The organism is Corynebacterium sp. 335C (genome assembly GCF_053525695.1).
Window position 1 is genome coordinate 1,020,577 of sequence record NZ_JASTTB010000001.1, and the last position, 17,839, is coordinate 1,038,415.

Sequence of the window (17,839 nt, forward strand, 5' to 3'; positions counted from 1 at the left end):
TCCCCGCCGCTCCACCCGCGGCGCGGAGCGCGACGACGGCCCCCGCATCCCGGCCGGGATGCGGGGGCCGTGCCCGTCGGCGGGTCCGCGCCGGGGCGGTGGCCGTCGTCACGCAAACGACGTCAGTCACCTGCGCGCCGCGCGATGAGCGCGGCCTGGCGCACGATGGGCGCGTCGATCATCTCGCCGTCGAGCTGGAAGGCGCCCTGGTGCTCCCCCGCCCGGTCGAGGATGGCGCGGGCGCGGGCCAGCTCCTCCTCCGCCGGCCGGTAGGCGCGGCGCACCGCCGGCACCATCGCCGGGTGGATGCACGCCGTCGCCGCGAAGCCCGCCCCGGCGGCGTCGAGGGCCTCGAGGTACTGGCCCTCCTCGTCGCGGAAGTCGGCGTGCACCGCGTCGATCGCGACCTTCCCCGCCGCCGCGGCGTGCACCAGCGTCAGCGTGCGCGCCAGCTGCTGCGGCTGCCGGTAGGAGCGCGCCGGGTCCTCGGCGACGGAGCGGCGGGAGGAGGTGCCGCCGAGCTCCGCGGCGAGGTCCTCCGCGCCCCAGAACAGGCCGACGACGTCCGGATGGGCGGCCAGGTCGCCGGCGGCGAGCATCGCCTGGGGCGTCTCGATCATCGCGATGATCCTCAGCCCCGCGAGCTCCTCCGGGATGCGGTCGCGGACCTTCGGCAGCATGACGACGTCGTACGGCGACTCCTGCGCGAGCTTCGCGTCCGCCGCGAACGTGTCCGTGTCCGGGCCGGAGACGCGCAGGATCGTGCGCGCCGGGTCGAGCGGGTGGGCGAGGACGTTGGCGCGCTTGGCCTCCGGGCCCGCGGCCGCGGCGCCGTCCTCCAGGTCGACGATGACGCCGTCGGCGCGGTCGGCGGCCTTCGCGAACCGCTCCGGGCGGTCGGCGGGGGCGAACAGCAGGGCGGGGCCGGGCGGCAGCCAGGGCGGGACGTTCATGCGCCCCAGGCTAGCGGCGCGCGGCGCGGGGGCGGCGGGGCCGGGGCGGGCGGGGCACCCCTCCCCCGCGACGTCGCCTCCCATGCCTCCCCACGCAGATGGAGCGGTTTCGGGGGTTCGGACGGGTTCGGGCGGATGGGACCCCATTGCAACCGCCGCCGAGGCCCCTTCTCCGCCCTTCGTCACACAGACGGAGCGGTTTCGGCGGATGGGACCCCGGTATACGTGGGTCCCATCTGCCGAAAGGGGCCCATCCGGGGCGAGGGCGGCGGGCCGCCGCGCAGACGGACACGTTCGGGCAAACGGGACCCCGTTACGACGCAACCAGCCGGGGGATAAGCGCGGCACCCCGCCGTCATGCGCACCGCAGCGGGGACCGCGAAACGGACGGACCCGTTCCGGCGGAACGGACCCCGGTGCATCGGGGTCCCGTTCGCCGAAACGGGTCCGTCTCGGTGTGGGCGGTGAGGCAAGGCGTTACGGCTGCGCGGCACCTGGGATGGCGCCCCGAGAGGACGCCCGCGGACGCCCGCGGGCGCGCCCCGCCCGTACGCGACCTAGTCGCGGTACAGCAGCAGGGCGTCGCCCTGGCCGCCGCCGCCGCAGAGGCTCACGCCGGCGCGGCCGGAGCCGCGGCGCGCGAGCTCCTTCGCCGCCGTGAACGCCAGGCGGGCGCCGGAGCAGCCGATCGGGTGGCCGAGCGCGATGGCGCCGCCGTGGATGTTGCACTTCTCCAGCGGGTAGTCCAGCTCGCGGAGGGAGCGGACGGCGACGGCGCCGAACGCCTCGTTGATCTCGATGAAGTCGAGGTCGGAGGCCTCCCAGCCCGCGCGCTCAAGCGCGTAGGACAGGGAGTCGGACGGCTGCGCGTGCAGGGAGTTGTCCGGGCCTGCGGTCTGGCCGGCGACGCCGACGACCGCGAGGTAGTCGAGGCCCTTCTCCTCCGCCCAGGAGCGGCGGGCCAGCACGAGGGCGCAGGCGCCGTCGGAGATCGGCGAGGAGTTGCCGGCGGTGATGGTGCCGTCCTTGACGAACGCCGGGCGCAGCTTGCCCAGCGACTCGACGGTGGAGTCCGGGCGGACGCCCTGGTCCTCGGAGACGGTGGTGACGGCGCCCTTGCGGCCCGGCACGTCGATGGGGGCGATCTCCTCGGCGAAGACGCCGGACTCCTGGGCCTTGGCGGCGCGCTGGTGGGACAGGGCGGCGACCTCGTCCTGCTCCACGCGGGAGATGCCCATGTCGCCGAGCGGACGCTCGGTGAGCTCGCCCATGGAGCAGGCGTCGAAGCTGTCGACGAGGCCGTCGCGCTCCAGCGAGTCCTCCAGCTTGAGGGCGCCGTAGGCCTTGCCCTGGCGGACGCCGCGGGCGACGTGGGCGGCGTTGGTCATGGACTCCTGGCCGCCGGCGACGACGACGTCGGCGTCGCCGACGCGGATCATGCGGGCGGCGTGGATGACGGCGTCGAGGCCGGACAGGCACACCTTGTTGACGATCTCGGCGGTGACGTTCCACGGCAGGCCGGCCTTGATGGCGGTCTGGCGGGCCGGGTTCTGGCCGGCGCCGGCGAGGATGACCTGGCCCATGACGACGTGGCGCACGTCCTCCGGGGAGACGCCGGAGCGCTCCACGGCGTGGCGCACGGCGTGGGCGCCGAGGTCGACGGCGGTCAGCGGGGCCAGCGCGCCGAGCATCTTGCCCTGCGGGGTGCGGGCTCCGGCGAGGATGACGACGTCGTCGGGGCTGGGGGTCGGGATTCCGGTCACGGCGTACTCCACTCCATATGTCTTCAGATGATTCGTCCGCTCCCGCCACCTTCTCAAAGAGGCGGTGCCGGGGTGCGGTTTTCGGGGTATTGCCACCCCCCGCCGCGGGGCCGCGGAGGTGCGTGACGACGGGGTCCGCCGCCGATTCGCCGTCTCCCCCGCGGGTCGCCGGGGAGGGGCTTGACGATGGGTCCCGCGCGGCGCGGGGATCGTCGTCACGCGGGGCCGCGCGGCGCGCGGACCCGCACCCCGGCGCGCGCGGCGATGCGCGTGGCGGGGGCCGTCGTCACGCGACGGCGGCGTCGTCGAGCTCCACGACGTAGTCGGCCTCCGTCGACGCCTCGATGTCGGCGAGCGTCACGCCCGGCGCGAGGACGCGGAGGATGAGGTGGCCGTCGCCGACGTCGAAGCAGGCGCGGTCGGTGATGATGCGGTCGACGACGCCGGCGCCGGTGAGCGGCAGCGTGCACTCGCGGACGAGCTTCGCGGAGCCGTCGCGGGCGACGTGGTCGGTGAGCACGACGACGCGCGGCGTGCCCGCGACGAGGTCCATCGCCCCGCCCATGCCCTTGGCCATCTTGCCCGGGATCATCCAGTTGGCGAGGTCGCCGGACTGGGAGACCTGCATGGCGCCGAGGACGGCCATCTTCACGTGGCCGCCGCGGATCATCGCGAAGCTGGTGGCGCTGTCGAACACCGCCGCCCCCGGCAGCAGCGTCACGGTCTGCTTGCCGGCGTTGATGAGGTCCGCGTCCTCCTCCCCCTCGTACGGGAAGGGGCCCATGCCGAGGATGCCGTTCTCGCTCTGCAGCGTCACCCGCACCCCGTCCGGGATGTGGTTGGCCACCAGCGTGGGGATGCCGATGCCGAGGTTCACGTAGTCGCCGTCGTCGAGCTCGCGGGCGGCGATGGCCGCCATCTCGTCCCTGGTCCAGGTCATCTCGGTCCTCCTCAGGCGTCCGCGCCGGGTCGCGGGCGGACGGTCGTCTTCTCGATGGGCTTCGTCCGCGGCCGCGCCACCACGACGTCGCGGACGTACACGCCGGGGGTGTCGACGTCGTCGGGGTCGATGCCGCCCCGGTCGACGAGCTCCTCCACCTCCGCCAGCGTCACCCGGCCGGAGGCCGCGCACAGCGGGTTGAAGTTCATGGCGGTGCGGCGGTAGCGCAGGTTGCCGTCGACGTCGCCGACGTGGGCGCGCACCAGCGCCAGATCCGCGACGATGCCGCGCTCCTGCACGTAGGTGCGGCCGTCGAACTCGGCGTGCGGCCTGCCCTCGGCGACGACGGTGCCGACGCCGGTGGCCGTGTAGAACGCGGGGATGCCCGCCCCGCCGGCGCGAAGCCGCTCCGCCAGCGTGCCCTGCGGGGTGAACTCCACCTCCAGGTCGCCGGAGAGGTAGCGCTCCGCGAACAGGCGGTTCTCGCCGACGTAGCTGGCGACGACCTTGTCGACCTGGTCGTTCTCCAGCAGGATGCCCAGGCCCTGGCCGTCGACGCCCATGTTGTTGCTGACGACGGTCAGCCCCCGGACGCCGGTGTCGCGCAGGGCCTCCACCAGGTCGAAGGGCACGCCGCAGAGGCCGAAGCCGCCGACGGCGACGGTCATGCCGTCGCGCGCGTGCTCGGCGACGAGGGCGCGGACGTCGGTTCCGGTGATGCTCTCGATGGTCGCGGTCATCGGCTCACACCCACCCCAGGACCTTCGGCGCCATCTCGCGCAGCTCGACCTTGCGGACCTTGCCGGAGGCGGTCATCGGGTACGAGTCGACGACGGTGACGTAGCGGGGGATCTTGTGGCGCGACAGCTTGCCGCGGGCGAACTCCGCGACCTGCTCGGCGGTGAGGTCGGAGGCGCCGTCGTGGAGGATGACCCACGCCATGATCTCCTCGCCGTACTTGTCGTCCGGCACGCCGATGACCTGCGCGTCGACGACGTCCGGGTGGGTGAACAGGAACTCCTCGATCTCGCGGGGGTAGATGTTCTCGCCGCCGCGGATGAGCATGTCCTTGATGCGGCCGGTCACCGACACGTAGCCGTCGTCGTCCATGACGCCGAGGTCGCCGGTGTGCATCCAGCCCTCCGCGTCGATGGCCTCCGCCGTCTTCTCCGGGTGGTGCCAGTACTCCTTCATGACGGAGTAGCCGCGGACGACGATCTCGCCCTGCTCGTTGCGCGGCACCGGCTGCCCGGTCTCCTCGCAGATGATGGCGACCTCCAGGTGCGGCATCACCTGGCCGACGGTGGAGACGCGCTTGTCCAGCGGGGCGTCGCGGCGGGTCTGCAGCGACACCGGGGACGTCTCGGTCATGCCGTAGCAGATGGCGACCTCGGACATGTTGAGCTTGTCCATCACGTCGCGCATCGTCTTCGACGGGCAGGAGGTGCCGGCCATGACGCCGGTGCGCAGCGACGACAGGTCGTAGGGCTGGCCGTACTCCTCGTGGTCGTGCTGCTCCTCGAGGGCGTTGATGAACATCGTCGGCACGCCGTACAGCGACGTCGCCTTCGCGGAGTGGACCGCCTTCAGCGTCTCGCGGGCCTTCGCGGTCGGAGCGGGGATGACGACGCAGGCGCCGTGGGAGAACACGTTGATGGTGCCGATGACCATGCCGAAGGTGTGGAAGAACGGCACCGGGACGCACACCCGGTCCTCCTCCGTGTAGCCGAGCAGCTCGCCGATGGAGAAGCCGTTGTTCAGCAGGTTGCTGTGCGTGAGCGTCGCGCCCTTCGGGAAGCCGGTGGTGCCGGAGGTGAACTGGATGTTCACCGCGTCGTCCGGGGCCAGGCCCTCGACGTACTCGGACAGGTCGCCGACGTCGCCGTGGACGAAGTCGAACCACTCGGAGGAGCCGAAGTAGAACACGTCGCGGACGTCGACGCCGCGCTGCTTGCGGGCCTCGTTGAGCATGGTCCGGTAGTCGGAGTCCTTGAAGCGGCGGGCGGCGAAGACGGCCTTCACGCCGGCCTTGCCCAGCACGTAGTTCAGCTCGTGCTGGCGGTAGGCCGGGTTGATGTTCACCAGGATGAGGCCGAGGTGGTGGCACGCGTACTGGACGACGAGCCACTCCCACCGGTTGGTCGACCAGATGCCGACGCGGTCGCCGGGACGGTAGCCGGCCTTCGCCAGCGACGTCGCCAGGGCGAGGACCTTCCGATAGAACTGCTGGTAGGTCAGGGTCTTGTCGGCGTAGACGTCGATGACGGCGTAGCGGTCGGGGAAGCGCTCGACGATGCGGCGCAGGTTCTCCCCGAGCGTCTCGTTGCGCAGCGGCGCGGCCCCCTGCTCGACGCCGGCGCCGATGACGTGGGACAGGACGGTGCCGTCGTCGGCGACGTGGGTGCGGCCGTAGGGGGCGGCCTCCGTGCGCGTGGCGACGATGCTGGTGGTCGTGGTCATGGCGGTCTCCTAGGCGTCGGTGCGGGGGTGGGTGTCGGTGGTCGGGCGGGTGTCGGTGGTGGGGTCGGCGGCGGCTTCTCCGGCGCCGGCGGCGGGGGCGTCTGCGGCGGCCGGGCCGTCGGCGGCCTCGGCTGCCTCCGCGGCCGCGGCGCGCCGGGCGATGGCCTCGGCCTGCCGGAACAGCGGCGCGTCGACCATGCGGCCCTCGAAGCTGAAGGCCCCGGCGTTGCGCTCCGCCTCGGCGAGGAGGCGGCGGGCGCGGTCGGCGTCGGCGGGGTCGGGGCGGTAGGCCTCCCGGATGACGGGGACCTGGGAGGGGTGGATGCAGCAGGTGCCGGCGTAGCCGAGTTCGGCGGCGTCGGCGGCCTCCGCCGCCAGGCCGTCGGCGTCGGCGATGCCGACGTGGACGGCGTCGAGCGCGGCGCGGCCGAACGCGGCGGCGGCGAGGCGGACGCGGGCGCGGGCGTGGCGGGCGACGTCGCGGTAGGTGCCGTCGCCGTGCCGGGAGGAGGTGCCGCCGAGCCCGGCGACGAGGTCCTCGGCGCCCCAGAACATCGCGGCGAGCCCGTCGGCGGCGGCGATCTCGTCGGCGCGCAGCACGCCGAGGGGCGTTTCGACGAGGGCGATGACCTCGAAGCCGCGGACGGCGAGTTCGGCGACCTGGGCGGCGGACTCCGCCTTCGGCAGCATGACCAGGCGGGTGCCGGCGGCCTCGGCGGCGGCGAGGTCCTCGGCCTGCTCGGGGGTGCCGGCGGCGTTGACGCGGACGATGGCGCGCTCGGGGTCGAGGCCGGCGGCGGCCAGCGCCTCGCGGCCGGCGGGCCGGTTCTCCGGGCGGCAGCCGTCCTCGAGGTCGACGATGATCATGTCGGCGCGGTCGAGGGCCTTGGCGAAGCGCTCCGGCCGGTCGGCGGGGGCGAAGAGGATCGCGGGCCCGGGCGGGTGCCAGCTCATTCGTCGCCCTCCCGGTCCGGGTCGCACTGGACGAGGGTGGAGCGGACGGCGCGGCAGACGACGACGCCGTCCTGGTTGCGGCCGATGTGCTCGAGCTCGACGATGCCCTGGCCCGGCCGCGACTTCGAGCGGCGGGCGCCGACGCAGACGGTCTCGGCGTAGAGGGTGTCGCCGTGGACCATCGGCGCGGGGAAGGACACCTCGGTGAAGCCGAGGTTGGCGACGATGGTGCCCAGCGTCAGCTGGGAGACGGACAGGCCGACGACGGTGGACAGGGTCCACATGGAGTTGACCAGGCGCTTGCCGCCGAAGCCGGGCTGCTGCGACGACCAGTGGGCGTCGAGGTGCAGCGGCTGGGTGTTCATCGTGAGGGTGGTGAAGAGCACGTCGTCGGTCTCGGTGACGGTGCGGCCGGGGCGGTGCAGGTACCGCGCGCCGACCTCGAACTCCTCGAACCACAGGCCCCGCTGGACGATGTCGGTCATGGCTCGCCCCTCCCCTACAGGCCCAGCCCGCGGGCGATGAGCATGAGCTGCACCTCGGTGGTGCCCTCGCCGATCTCCAGGATCTTGGAGTCGCGGTAGTGGCGGGCGACGGGGTACTCGTTCATGAAGCCGTAGCCGCCGTGGATCTGGGTGGCGTCGCGGGCGTTGTCCATCGCGGCCTCGGAGGCGATCATCTTGGCGATGGACGCCTCGCGGCGGAAGTCCAGGCCCTTCATCATCTTGGCGGCGGCGTCGTACCAGGCCATGCGGGCGGCGTGGGCGCGGGCCTCCATGCGGGCGATCGTGAAGCTGATCGCCTGGTAGTCGGCGATGGGCCGGCCCATGGAGGTGCGCTCCTTGGCGTACTTCACGGATTCGTCGACGCAGCCCTGGGCGGCGCCGGTGGCGAGGGCGGCGATGGCGACGCGGCCCTCGGCGAGGATGGAGAGGAAGTTGGCGAAGCCGCGGCCGCGCTCGCCGAGGAGGTTGCCCTCGGGCACGCGGGCGTCGGTGAAGGTCAGGGGGTGGGTGTCGGAGGCGTTCCAGCCGACCTTGTCGTAGGCGGGTTCGACGGTGAAGCCGTCGGTGCCGGACGGCAGGATGATCGTGGAGATCTCCTTCTTGCCGTTGTCGCGCTCGCCGGTGACGGCGGTGACGGTGACGAGGGAGGTGATGTCGGTGCCGGAGTTGGTGATGAACTGCTTGGAGCCGTTGATGACCCACTCGCCGTCCTCGAGGCGCGCGGTGGTGCGGGTGCCGCCGGCGTCGGAGCCGGCGTCGGGCTCGGTGAGGCCGAAGCCGGCGAGGCGGCGGCCGGCGACGAGGTCGGGCAGCCACGTCTCCTTCTGCCCCTCGTCGCCGAAGTGGAGGATGGGCATGGCGCCGAGGCCGACGCCGGCCTCGAGGGTGATGGCGACGGACTGGTCGACCTTGGCCAGCTCCTCCAGGGCGATGCCGAAGGAGAGGTAGTCGCCGCCCTGGCCGCCGTACTCCTCGGGGAAGGGCAGGCCGAACAGGCCCATCTCGCCCATCTGGGCGATGACCTCGTAGGGGAAGGTGTGGTTGCGGTCGTGCTCGGCGGCGACGGGGGCGACGGCGTCGCGGGCGAATTCGCGGACGCCGGCCTGCAGCTCCCGGTACTCGGCGGGCAGATCGGCGGTGTTGATGTCGGTCATTGCGTGCTCCTCGGGTGCGGTGTCCGTGGGACGGGGGTCGGGTGGGGGTCGCGGTGTCGGGGCGGTCGCGCGGTGCGCGCGCCGCGCCGGGTGGTCCGGTGGTGCGGGGTTGCTTTGCGACGTCCGCCGCGCCGGCTCGCCGGCCGGCCGCGGTGCCGGGGCCCGCGCCGGATCAGCCGGGCTCCTCGACGGCGGCGAGCGGCTGGTCGGCGGCCACCTGGTCGCCCGCGGAGACGAGGTGGCGGACGACGCCGGCGGTGGGGGCGGTGAGGGTGTGCTCCATCTTCATGGCCTCCACGACGACGACCGGGTCGCCGGCGGCGACCTCCGCGCCGTCGGCGGCGGCGAAGGCGATGACGGTGCCGGGCATCGGGGAGGCCAGGGCGCCCTCGGCCGCGTCGTCGCCGGCGGCGGAGCGGACTACGTCGTCGCGGTGCAGCAGCCACGCCCCGGCGTCGGAGGCGGCGAGCAGCTCGCCGTCGCCGGCGCGCTCGACGCGCCAGCGGCGGGCCAGCCCGTCGACGGTGACGCGGAGGGCGTCGCCGTCGCGGTGGACGGCGGCGCGGTGGACGCGCGGCTCCGGGGCCTCCGCCATGGCGGCGCGGCCGGCCTCGTCGGCGGGGTGGGTGATGCCGGCGACGAGGTCGCCGACGACGACGCGGGCGTCGTCCGGGGTGCCGGTGACGGAGACCACGGAGGAGCCGCCGGCCGTCGCGAAGCGCAGGCGCTGCGCACCGGGCTCGCCGAGCCGCCACCCGTCGGGGACGGACCACGGCGAGGTCGGCCCTTCGGACCAGCGCTCCCGCAGCCACGCCATCGCGGCGGCGACCAGGGCCTCGTCGGGGGCGTCGGGGTCGGCGTAGCCGCCGGCGACGCGGTCGAGCAGCCCGGTGTCCAGGTCGCCGGCGGCGACCTCGTCGACGGCGAGCAGGTAGCGCAGGAAGTCGACGTTGACGCCGACGCCGCCGACGGCGGTGGCCGCCAGCGCCCGGTCGAGGCGGGCCAGCGCCTCGGCGCGGTCGGCGCCGTGGGCGATGACCTTCATCAGCATCGGGTCGTACAGGGAGGTGACCTCCGTGCCGTCGGCGATGCCGGAGTCGACGCGGACGCCGGGGCCGGACGGCTCGACGACGCGGGTGACGCGGCCGCCCGTCGGCAGGAAGCCGGCGGCCGGGTCCTCGGCGTAGACGCGCGCCTCGATGGCGTGGCCGTCCAGGCGGACGTCGTCCTGCGACAGCGGCAGCTCCTCGCCGCGGGCGACGGCCAGCTGCAGCGCCACCAGGTCCAGGCCCGTAATCTCCTCGGTGACGGGGTGCTCCACCTGGAGGCGGGTGTTCATCTCCATGAAGTAGAACGTGTCCGGTTCGGCGGCCGGGACGATGAACTCCACCGTCCCCGCGCCGACGTAGCCGACGGACCGGGCCGCGTCGCAGGCGGCCGCGCCGATGCGGGCGCGGGTCCCGTCGTCAAGCAACGGGGACGGCGCCTCCTCGATCACCTTCTGGTGGCGGCGCTGCAGCGAGCACTCGCGCTCCCCCAGGTGGATGACGTTGCCGTGGGCGTCGGCGAGGATCTGCACCTCGATGTGGCGGGGCGTGTCGACGAAGTGCTCCAGGAACAGGGAGTCGTCGCCGAACGCGCCCGCGGCCTCGCGGCGGGCGGTGACCAGCGCCGACGGCAGATCCGCCGGGTTCTCGACGCGGTGCATGCCCTTGCCGCCGCCGCCGGCGGACGGCTTGATGAGCACCGGGAAGCCGATGCCCGGCGCGGCCTCGATGAGCTCCTCGTCCGTCAGGCCCGGGCGGGAGATGCCCGGCACCGTCGGCACGTCGCGCGCCTCGACGGCGTCGCGGGCGGAGATCTTGTCGCCCATCGTCTCGATGGCCTCCGCCGGCGGGCCCATGAACACGATGCCGGCGTCGGCGCAGGCGCGGGCGAACGCCGCGTTCTCCGACAGGAAGCCGTAGCCGGGGTGGATCGCCTGCGCGCCGGTCCGGCGGGCGGCGTCGATGATGGCGTCGGCGACGAGGTAGGACTCGCGCGCCGGGGCCGGGCCGATGCGCACCGCGACGTCGGCGTCGCGCACGTGCGGCGCGTCCGCGTCGGCGTCGGAGTACACGGCGACGGAGCGGACCCCCTGCTCACGCAGGGTGCGGATGACGCGGCGGGCGATCTCGCCGCGGTTGGCGACGAGGACGGTGCCGATCGGGGCCGTCGGCGTCTGGGTCGTGGCTGTCATGGATGGGTCTCCTTGTGCTGTCCGGTCCGGGGGCTCACATGCGGAACACGCCGTAGCCGGGTTCGCCCAGCGGCGCGCCGGCGGCGACGTCGAGGGCCATGCCCAGGACGCGGCGGGTGTCGGCCGGATCGATGACCCCGTCGTCCCAGAGGCGGGCCGAGGAGTAGTACGGGTGGGACTGCTCGTCGAACTGCTCGCGGATGGGGGCCTCGAAGGCCTCCTGCTCCTCCGCGGACCACTGCCCGCCGGTGCGCTCGATCTGGTTGCGGCGCACGGTGGACAGCGTCATCGCGGCCTGCGGGCCGCCCATCACGGCGATGCGGGCGTTCGGCCACATCCACAGGAACCGCGGCGAGTAGGCGCGGCCGCACATGGAGTAGTTGCCGGCGCCGAACGCGCCGCCGACGACGACGGTGAACTTCGGCACCCGCGTCGTCGCCACGGCGTTGACCATCTTCGCGCCGTGCTTCGCGATGCCCCCGGCCTCGTACTCCCGGCCCACCATGAAGCCGGTCGTGTTCTGCAGGAACACCAGCGGGATGCCGCGCTGGTCGCACAGCTCGATGAAGTGCGCGCCCTTCTGCGCCGACTCCGCGAACAGGACGCCGTTGTTGGCGATGACGCCGACCGGGTGGCCGTGGATGCGGGCGAAGGAGGTGACCAGGGTGCGGCCGAACTCCGCCTTGAACTCGTGGACCGAGCCGGCGTCGCAGATGACGTCGATGATCTCGTGCGCGTCGTACGGCGTCTTCGCGTCGACCGGGACGATGTCGTAGAGGTCCGTCTGCGGGCGGGCCGGCTCCACCGGCTCCGCGACGTCCCACGGCGCCTCCGGGTCGCGGGGCAGCGTGGCGACGATGCCCCGGACGCGGCGCAGCGCGTCGGCGTCGTCGGCGGCCAGGTGGTCCGTCACGCCGGAGACGCGGGAGTGCAGCTCGCCGCCGCCCAGGTCCTCCGGGGTGACGTCCTCGCCGGTGGCGGCCTTCACCAGCGGCGGGCCGGCGAGGAAGATGGTGCCCTGCTCGCGGACGATGACGGCCTCGTCGCTCATCGCCGGGACGTACGCGCCGCCGGCGGTGCAGCTGCCCATGACCGAGGCGATCTGCGGGATGCCCTTCGCGGACATGTTCGCCTGGTTGTAGAAGATGCGGCCGAAGTGGTCGCGGTCCGGGAAGACGTCGTCCTGGTTGAGCAGCATCGCGCCGCCGGAGTCGACGAGGTAGATGCACGGCAGGCGGTTGGCCTCCGCGATCTCCTGGGCGCGCAGGTGCTTCTTCACCGTCATCGGGTAGTAGGTGCCGCCGGAGACCGTCGCGTCGTTGGCGACGATCATGCAGCGGCGGCCCTCCACCAGGCCGATGCCGGCGACGACGCCGGCGGCCGGGACGCGGCCGTCGTACATGCCGTGCGCCGCGAGCGGGGCGACCTCCAGGAAGGGGCTGCCCGGGTCGAGCAGCTCGGTGATGCGCTGGCGGGCGAGCAGCTTGCCGCGGGCCAGGTGGCGGGCGCGGGCCTTCTCGCCGCCGCCGAGGGCGATGCGGGCGAGGGTCTCGCGCAGGTCCCCCGCCAGGGCGAGGTGGCGGTCGCGGTTGGTCTGCGCGGGGGCGGCGGCCGGGGCCGCGGCGCGGTCGCCGGCCTGTGCGGTGGCCGGGCCGTCGGTCTGCGCGGCGTCCTGCGTGGGGGCGGTCATGCGTCCTCCGGGGCGTCGTGGGCGGGCGAGTTAATGGAAATTAACTTTGTGGCCCGGAACATTAACCGCGACTAACTGTGACGGCAATCACTTTGGTTAATGAAATGGATTCGCCCTGCTCCCGGCCCCTGCGCGCGGCCCCCGGCGGCCACCCCCGCGCGGCGTTGCGGGGCGCCGCTCCGGGCCCCCTCTCCCGGCCGCCCTCCCGCCCCCTCCCGAAGGCCCCGTCACGCGCCGCCCCGCGCTTCGCCCCGCCCGCACCGACCGCGCCTCGCCGACCGCCCCCGCAGACGGAGCGGTTTCGGCGGTTCGGACGGGTCCCGGCGGATGGGACCCCACTGCGACCGCCGCCGAGGCCGCTCCCCCGCACCCGCCCACGCAAACGGAGCGGTTTCGGCGGATGGGACCCCGGTATACGTGGGTCCCATCCGCCGAAAGCGGTCCATCCGTGGCGAGGGTCGGCGGCCGGGCGCACAGACGGACACCTTCGGGCAAACGGGACCCCGTTGCGACGAGGACGGCGGGGAGCCGCGCGAGTGGTCGTCGGCGGAGCACCATCGACGGTGTCGACAGCGGTGGTGAGCGCGGCGACCAGGGCCGGCGACGAGCCCGCGCTACTCCCCCACCCCGAAGGCGCGCAGCGCCATCGCACGCGCCTCCTTCCGCACCGCGGGCGCGCCCGCCCAGTGCAGGACGTGCTGCGACGAGTTGATGAGGCCCGCCGCCAGCTGCACCCGCAGCCGCGCCTCGCCGGCGTCGAGCTCCGGGCACGCGGCGCGGACCGCGTCGGTCCACAGGCCGATGTAGGTCCGCTGCAGGGACCGGACCTTGTTGCGGTCGGCGTCGTCGAGGTTGCCGATCTCCCGCTCCTGCACGCGGATGCGGTCGGGCTCGGTCACGGCGAACTCGACGTGGAAGTCGACGAGCGCACGCAGCGTGTCGACGGGATCCGCGTCCGGCCCCCGGTCCGCCAGCACGGCGCGGGCGCCGTCGACCAGCCGGATGGAGATGTCGATGAGGATGCCGGCCAGCAGGTCCGCCTTGCCGCTGAAGTGCCGGTAGACGGCGGGGCCGGAGACGCCGACGGCGCCGCCGACGTCGTCCAGCGTCGTCTGGCGGAAGCCCCGGCGGGCCATGATGCGGGCCGCGGCGGCGATGAGCTCCTCACGCCGCCGGCTCTTGGCCCCCGTGCGCTGCTGCGGCATGCGGACCTCCCTCCGGCGACGCTCGATGACATGTCGAGGATAACCGGGCGGCCGCGGATCCGTGCACGCCCCGGCGCCGGCGGCCGCGAAACCGACGCCCGTCAGACGGCCCCACGGCGGCGCCGGCCAGGCGGCCCCGGCCAGGCGGCGCGGGCACCATGCCCGGCCGCCCCGGCCCGTCAGACCTCCGCGCCGACGTGCGCGATCTCCTCCGCCAGCGCGTGCTGCAGGGCGTGCGAGTCGACGTAGCCCTCGTGGCGGGGCAGGTCCAGGATCCTCAGGCCGCCGGTGAGGTCCGGGCGGTGGTGGGCGGCGCGCTCCTCGAACGCCGCCGCGACGCGCCCGTCGCCGCGCAGCCGGTCGTCGACGACGGCGGCGAGGATCGCAGCCTGCCGGCCGATGGCGTCGAAGGCGCCAGAGTTCGTCTCGATGAGGCCGGGGCACCACAGCCCCGGCTGGCCCCGGTGCGCCATGCCCAGGTAGGCGGCCTCCAGCGGCCGGTCGCCGAACAGGTCCTCCGCCACCGGCACGACGTGGCGGTAGCCGGTGGCGGCGATGACGACGTCAGTCGCCGCGGGAGCCGTCGCGGAAGACGACGCCGTCGGCGTCGAAGCGCTCCACGTCGCCGCGGACGCGGACGTCGCCGTGGCGCAGGTGGTGGATGAGCTGGTCGTTCATCAGCGGGTGCGACTCGAACGGCAGGTGGTCCGGCTTCGGCAGGCCGATCTTCTCCGGGTTGCCGACCAGGAGGCGCAGGGCGACGGCGGCGCCGCGCTGCAGCAGCTTCGTCGGCAGCTCGGGGCCGCCGGACATCCACTCGTCGGCGGGGCGGCCGAGGATGTGCTTCGGGATGAACCAGTAGCCGCGCCGCATGCTGCTCTCCGCCGACGCGCCGGCCTGGGCTGCGTCGCAGGCGATGTCGCAGCCGGAGTTGCCGGCGCCGATGACGAGCACCCGCTTCCCGCGCAGCTCGTCGATGGACCGGTACTCCGCGGAATGGATGTACCGGCCGCGGAAGTCCTCCGCGCCCGGCAGGTCGGGCCGCTTCGGGGTGTGCAGCACGCCGGTGGCGCACACCACCTCGCGGTATGCGGCGGTCGTCTCGGGCCCCCGCCGGCGGGTCGCGTGACGACGTCGAATCCGCCCTCCTCGCGCGGCGTCACCGAGACGACCTCGACGCCGTGGCGGATGCCGGCCGCGACGCCGGTGTCCTCCGCGAGCTTCCGCAGGTAGGCGTGGACCTCCTGCCGCGGCGGGTAGTCGGCCGCATCCTCCGGGAACGGGTGGCCGGGGATGGCCGACAGCCGCTTGGAGCTGATGAAGTGTGCCGACTCGTACATCGGCGTCCACGGGTTGTCGATGTCCCACAGGCCGCCGACACCGTCGTGGCGCTCGACGTGGTCGAAGGGCACGCCGCGGGCGGCCAGCTGGGCGGCGGTCGCGAGACCTGCGGGGCCCGCGCCGATGACGAGGACGGGCGCGGTGGCGGGGGCGTCGTTCATGGGGTGAAAGCGTAGACCCGCCCGGTCCCGCCGGGGCCGGAATCGGCGCGGAGCACGGGCCCCGGGCACGGGACCCCGGGCACGGGCCCCGGGCACGCCGCCCGGGCCGCCCCTCCGCGCGCCGCGCGGCGGCCGGGGCTCCCCGGGCGCACGACGACGCCCTCCGCGCCGGGGCGGAGGGCGTCGTCACGCGAAACCCCGGGCACCCGCGGCGCGCATGCCGCGCGCCCGGGCCCGGCGGCCTAGTGCGCGAAGTGGCGGGCGCCGGTGAGGTACATGGTGACGCCGGCCTTCTCGGCGGCCTCGATGACCTCGGCGTCGCGGATGGAGCCGCCCGGCTGGACGACGGCGGTGACGCCGGCGTCGGCCAGCACCTGGAAGCCGTCGGCGAACGGGAAGAACGCGTCGGAGGCGGCGACGGCGCCGCGGGCGCGCTCGGCGCCGTCGGCGAGGGTGTTGGCGCGCTCGACGGCCAGCTTCGCGGCGTCGACGCGGTTGACCTGGCCCATGCCGACGCCGACGGTCGCGCCGTCCTTCGCCAGCAGGATGGCGTTGGACTTGACGGCGCGGACGGTGCGCCACGCGAACTCGAGGTCCTTCAGCGTCGCCTCGTCGGCGGCCTCGCCGGTGGCGAGGGTCCAGTTGGCCGGGGAGTCGCCCTCGGCCTGCAGGATGTCGCGCTCCTGCATGAGCATGCCGCCGGAGACCTCGCGCTTCTCGACGACGGCGCGGGCCGGCTCCGGGGCGCGGAGGATGCGGATGTTCTTCTTGCGGGACAGGACCTCGACGGCGCCGTCCTCGTAGTCGGGGGCGACGATGACCTCGGTGAACACCTCGGCGACCTGCTCCGCCATCTCCACCGACACGGCGCGGTTGACGGCGATGACGCCGCCGAACGCGGACACCGGGTCGCAGGCGTGGGCGGCGCGGTGGGCGGCGGCGATGGACTCGTCGGAGACGCCAATGCCGCACGGGTTGGCGTGCTTGACGATGGCGACGCAGGGGCGCTCGTGGTCCCACGCGGCGCGCCAGGCGGCGTCGGAGTCGGTGTAGTTGTTGTAGCTCATCTCCTTGCCGTGGAACTGCTCCGCCTGCGCGAGGCCGCCCTCGGCGCCGGCGGCCGCGTACAGGGCGGCGCGCTGGTGCGGGTTCTCGCCGTAGCGCAGGGTGGCGCGGCGCTCCCAGGCGGCGCCGGCCCACTCCGGGAACAGCTCGCCCTCCTCGGCGATCTGGTCGCCCATCCAGGTGGCGACGGCGACGTCGTAGGCGGCGGTGTGGCGGAACGCGTCGACGGCCAGGGCAGTGCGCTCGGCGCGGGTGAAGCCGCCGCCGCGGACGGCCTCGGCGACGTCGGCGTACTTCGCCGGGTCGACGACGACGGCGACGGACGGGTGGTTCTTCGCGGCGGCGCGGACCATGGACGGGCCGCCGATGTCGATCTGCTCGACGCACGCGTCGAAGTCCGCGCCGGAGGCGACGGTCTCGGTGAACGGGTAGAGGTTGACGACGACGAGCTGGAACGGCTCCACGCCCAGGTCGGACAGCTGCGCGAGGTGGTCGTCCTTGCGGGTGTCGGCGAGGATGCCGGCGTGGACGCGCGGGTGCAGGGTCTTCACGCGGCCCTCGAGGCACTCGGGGAACCCGGTGAGCTCCTCGACCTTGACGACGTCGACGCCGGCGTCGGCGATGCGGGCGGCGGTGGAGCCGGTGGAGACGATCTCCACGCCGGCGTCGGCGAGGGCCTTCGCCAGGTCCTCGAGCCCGGTCTTGTCGTAGACGCTGATGAGCGCGCGCTTGATCTGCTTCCGGTCGTCCGTCATGAGAGTGAGGCCTTTCGTCCGTTCCGCGTGAATCCGTGTTCCGCGATGGTGGTCAGCACGTCGGCGAGGAGCCGCCGTTCGACCGTCTTGATCCGTTCGTGCAGCGTGTCCGCCGTGTCCCCGTCCTCGACCGGCACCGCACGCTGGGCCAGGATCGGCCCGGTGTCGACGCCCGCGTCGACGAGGTGGACGGTCGTGCCGGTGACCTTGACGCCGTGGGCGAGGGCGTCCGGCACCGCGTGGGCGCCGGGGAAGGACGGCAGCAGGGCGGGGTGGGTGTTGACGATCCCGTCGGGGTGGGCGGCGATGAACTCGTCGCCGAGGATGCGCATGAACCCCGCCGAGACGACGAGGTCCGGCTCATGCGCGTCGACGGCGGCGAGGAGCCTCCGGTTCCAGCCGTCCCGGTCGGCGCGGGCGGCGTCGTCGAATTCGACGACGAACGCCGGCAGCCCGGCCTCCCGGGCCCGGCCGATGGCCGGGCAGTCCTTGTCGGAGCCGACCGCCGCGATCTCCACGACCGCCGGATCGAGGAGATCCAGCAGCGACTGCAGCAGCGTGCCCTGGCCGGATGCCAGGACGACGACGCGCAGCGGAAGCTCCGCGGGTCGCCGGGTGGACGCGGCCGTGGGGTTCGTTGTGTCGGTCACGGT

At 74.1% G+C, this 17,839-nt stretch carries 15 protein-coding genes and 1 pseudogene; all 16 read right to left on the reverse strand.

The window, feature by feature from the left end; genetic code table 11:
* Positions 1–122: 122 nt before the first annotated feature.
* On the reverse strand, positions 123–953 hold the full coding sequence (locus tag QQS41_RS04355) for an HpcH/HpaI aldolase/citrate lyase family protein (RefSeq protein ID WP_448851441.1): 831 nt from the start codon (positions 951–953) through the stop codon (positions 123–125).
* A gap of 557 nt (positions 954–1,510) precedes the next feature.
* Positions 1,511–2,716 (reverse strand): acetyl-CoA C-acetyltransferase, encoded by a 1,206-nt coding sequence (locus QQS41_RS04360; RefSeq protein WP_448851442.1) that lies wholly within the window; start codon positions 2,714–2,716, stop codon positions 1,511–1,513.
* A 286-nt stretch (positions 2,717–3,002) separates the two neighbouring features.
* Positions 3,003–3,656 carry a CoA transferase subunit B gene (locus QQS41_RS04365; protein ID WP_448851443.1) on the reverse strand — a complete coding sequence of 218 codons (654 nt, stop codon included), beginning with the start codon at positions 3,654–3,656 and terminating at the stop codon, positions 3,003–3,005.
* Positions 3,657–3,667: 11 nt separating this feature from the next.
* Positions 3,668–4,396, reverse strand: a complete 729-nt coding sequence (locus QQS41_RS04370) for a CoA transferase subunit A (RefSeq protein ID WP_448851444.1) — start codon at positions 4,394–4,396, stop codon at positions 3,668–3,670.
* 4 nt (positions 4,397–4,400) lie between these two features.
* Positions 4,401–6,116, reverse strand: coding sequence for an AMP-binding protein (locus QQS41_RS04375; RefSeq protein ID WP_448851445.1), 1,716 nt, complete (start codon positions 6,114–6,116; stop codon positions 4,401–4,403).
* Between the two features lie 9 nt (positions 6,117–6,125).
* Positions 6,126–7,070 (reverse strand): HpcH/HpaI aldolase/citrate lyase family protein, encoded by a 945-nt coding sequence (locus tag QQS41_RS04380; RefSeq protein WP_448851446.1) that lies wholly within the window; start codon positions 7,068–7,070, stop codon positions 6,126–6,128.
* Entirely contained in the window at positions 7,067–7,555 is a 489-nt protein-coding gene (locus QQS41_RS04385) for a MaoC family dehydratase (RefSeq protein ID WP_448851447.1), read from the reverse strand. The genes QQS41_RS04380 and QQS41_RS04385 overlap by 4 nt, the downstream gene beginning before the upstream one ends.
* Before the next feature lie 14 nt (positions 7,556–7,569).
* Positions 7,570–8,730: an acyl-CoA dehydrogenase family protein gene (locus QQS41_RS04390; protein WP_448851448.1), complete on the reverse strand. Its 1,161-nt coding sequence runs from the start codon at positions 8,728–8,730 to the stop codon at positions 7,570–7,572.
* Positions 8,731–8,902: 172 nt separating this feature from the next.
* A complete protein-coding gene (locus tag QQS41_RS04395) occupies positions 8,903–10,969 on the reverse strand; it encodes an ATP-binding protein (RefSeq protein ID WP_448851449.1) in 2,067 nt (688 codons plus the stop codon).
* A 34-nt stretch (positions 10,970–11,003) separates the two neighbouring features.
* Positions 11,004–12,659, reverse strand: a complete 1,656-nt coding sequence (locus QQS41_RS04400; RefSeq protein WP_448851450.1) for a carboxyl transferase domain-containing protein — start codon at positions 12,657–12,659, stop codon at positions 11,004–11,006.
* Between the two features lie 614 nt (positions 12,660–13,273).
* Positions 13,274–13,864, reverse strand: a complete 591-nt coding sequence (locus QQS41_RS04405; RefSeq protein ID WP_448851451.1) for a TetR/AcrR family transcriptional regulator — start codon at positions 13,862–13,864, stop codon at positions 13,274–13,276.
* Positions 13,865–14,043: 179 nt separating this feature from the next.
* Entirely contained in the window at positions 14,044–14,394 is a 351-nt protein-coding gene (locus QQS41_RS04410; protein WP_448851452.1) for a hypothetical protein, read from the reverse strand.
* A 34-nt stretch (positions 14,395–14,428) separates the two neighbouring features.
* Positions 14,429–15,004 carry an NAD(P)-binding domain-containing protein gene (locus QQS41_RS04415; protein WP_448851974.1) on the reverse strand — a complete coding sequence of 192 codons (576 nt, stop codon included), beginning with the start codon at positions 15,002–15,004 and terminating at the stop codon, positions 14,429–14,431.
* A pseudogene (locus QQS41_RS04420) lies at positions 14,998–15,366 on the reverse strand (NAD(P)-binding protein); the annotation flags it as partial. The pseudogene QQS41_RS04420 and the gene QQS41_RS04415, both read right to left, overlap by 7 nt.
* A 242-nt stretch (positions 15,367–15,608) precedes the next feature.
* Complete coding sequence (gene purH / locus QQS41_RS04425; protein ID WP_448851453.1) at positions 15,609–17,186, reverse strand: bifunctional phosphoribosylaminoimidazolecarboxamide formyltransferase/IMP cyclohydrolase; 1,578 nt, start codon at positions 17,184–17,186, stop codon at positions 15,609–15,611.
* On the reverse strand, positions 17,183–17,836 hold the full coding sequence (purN, locus tag QQS41_RS04430; protein WP_448851454.1) for a phosphoribosylglycinamide formyltransferase: 654 nt from the start codon (positions 17,834–17,836) through the stop codon (positions 17,183–17,185). The genes purH and purN overlap by 4 nt, the downstream gene beginning before the upstream one ends.
* Between the last annotated feature and the right edge of the window lie 3 nt (positions 17,837–17,839).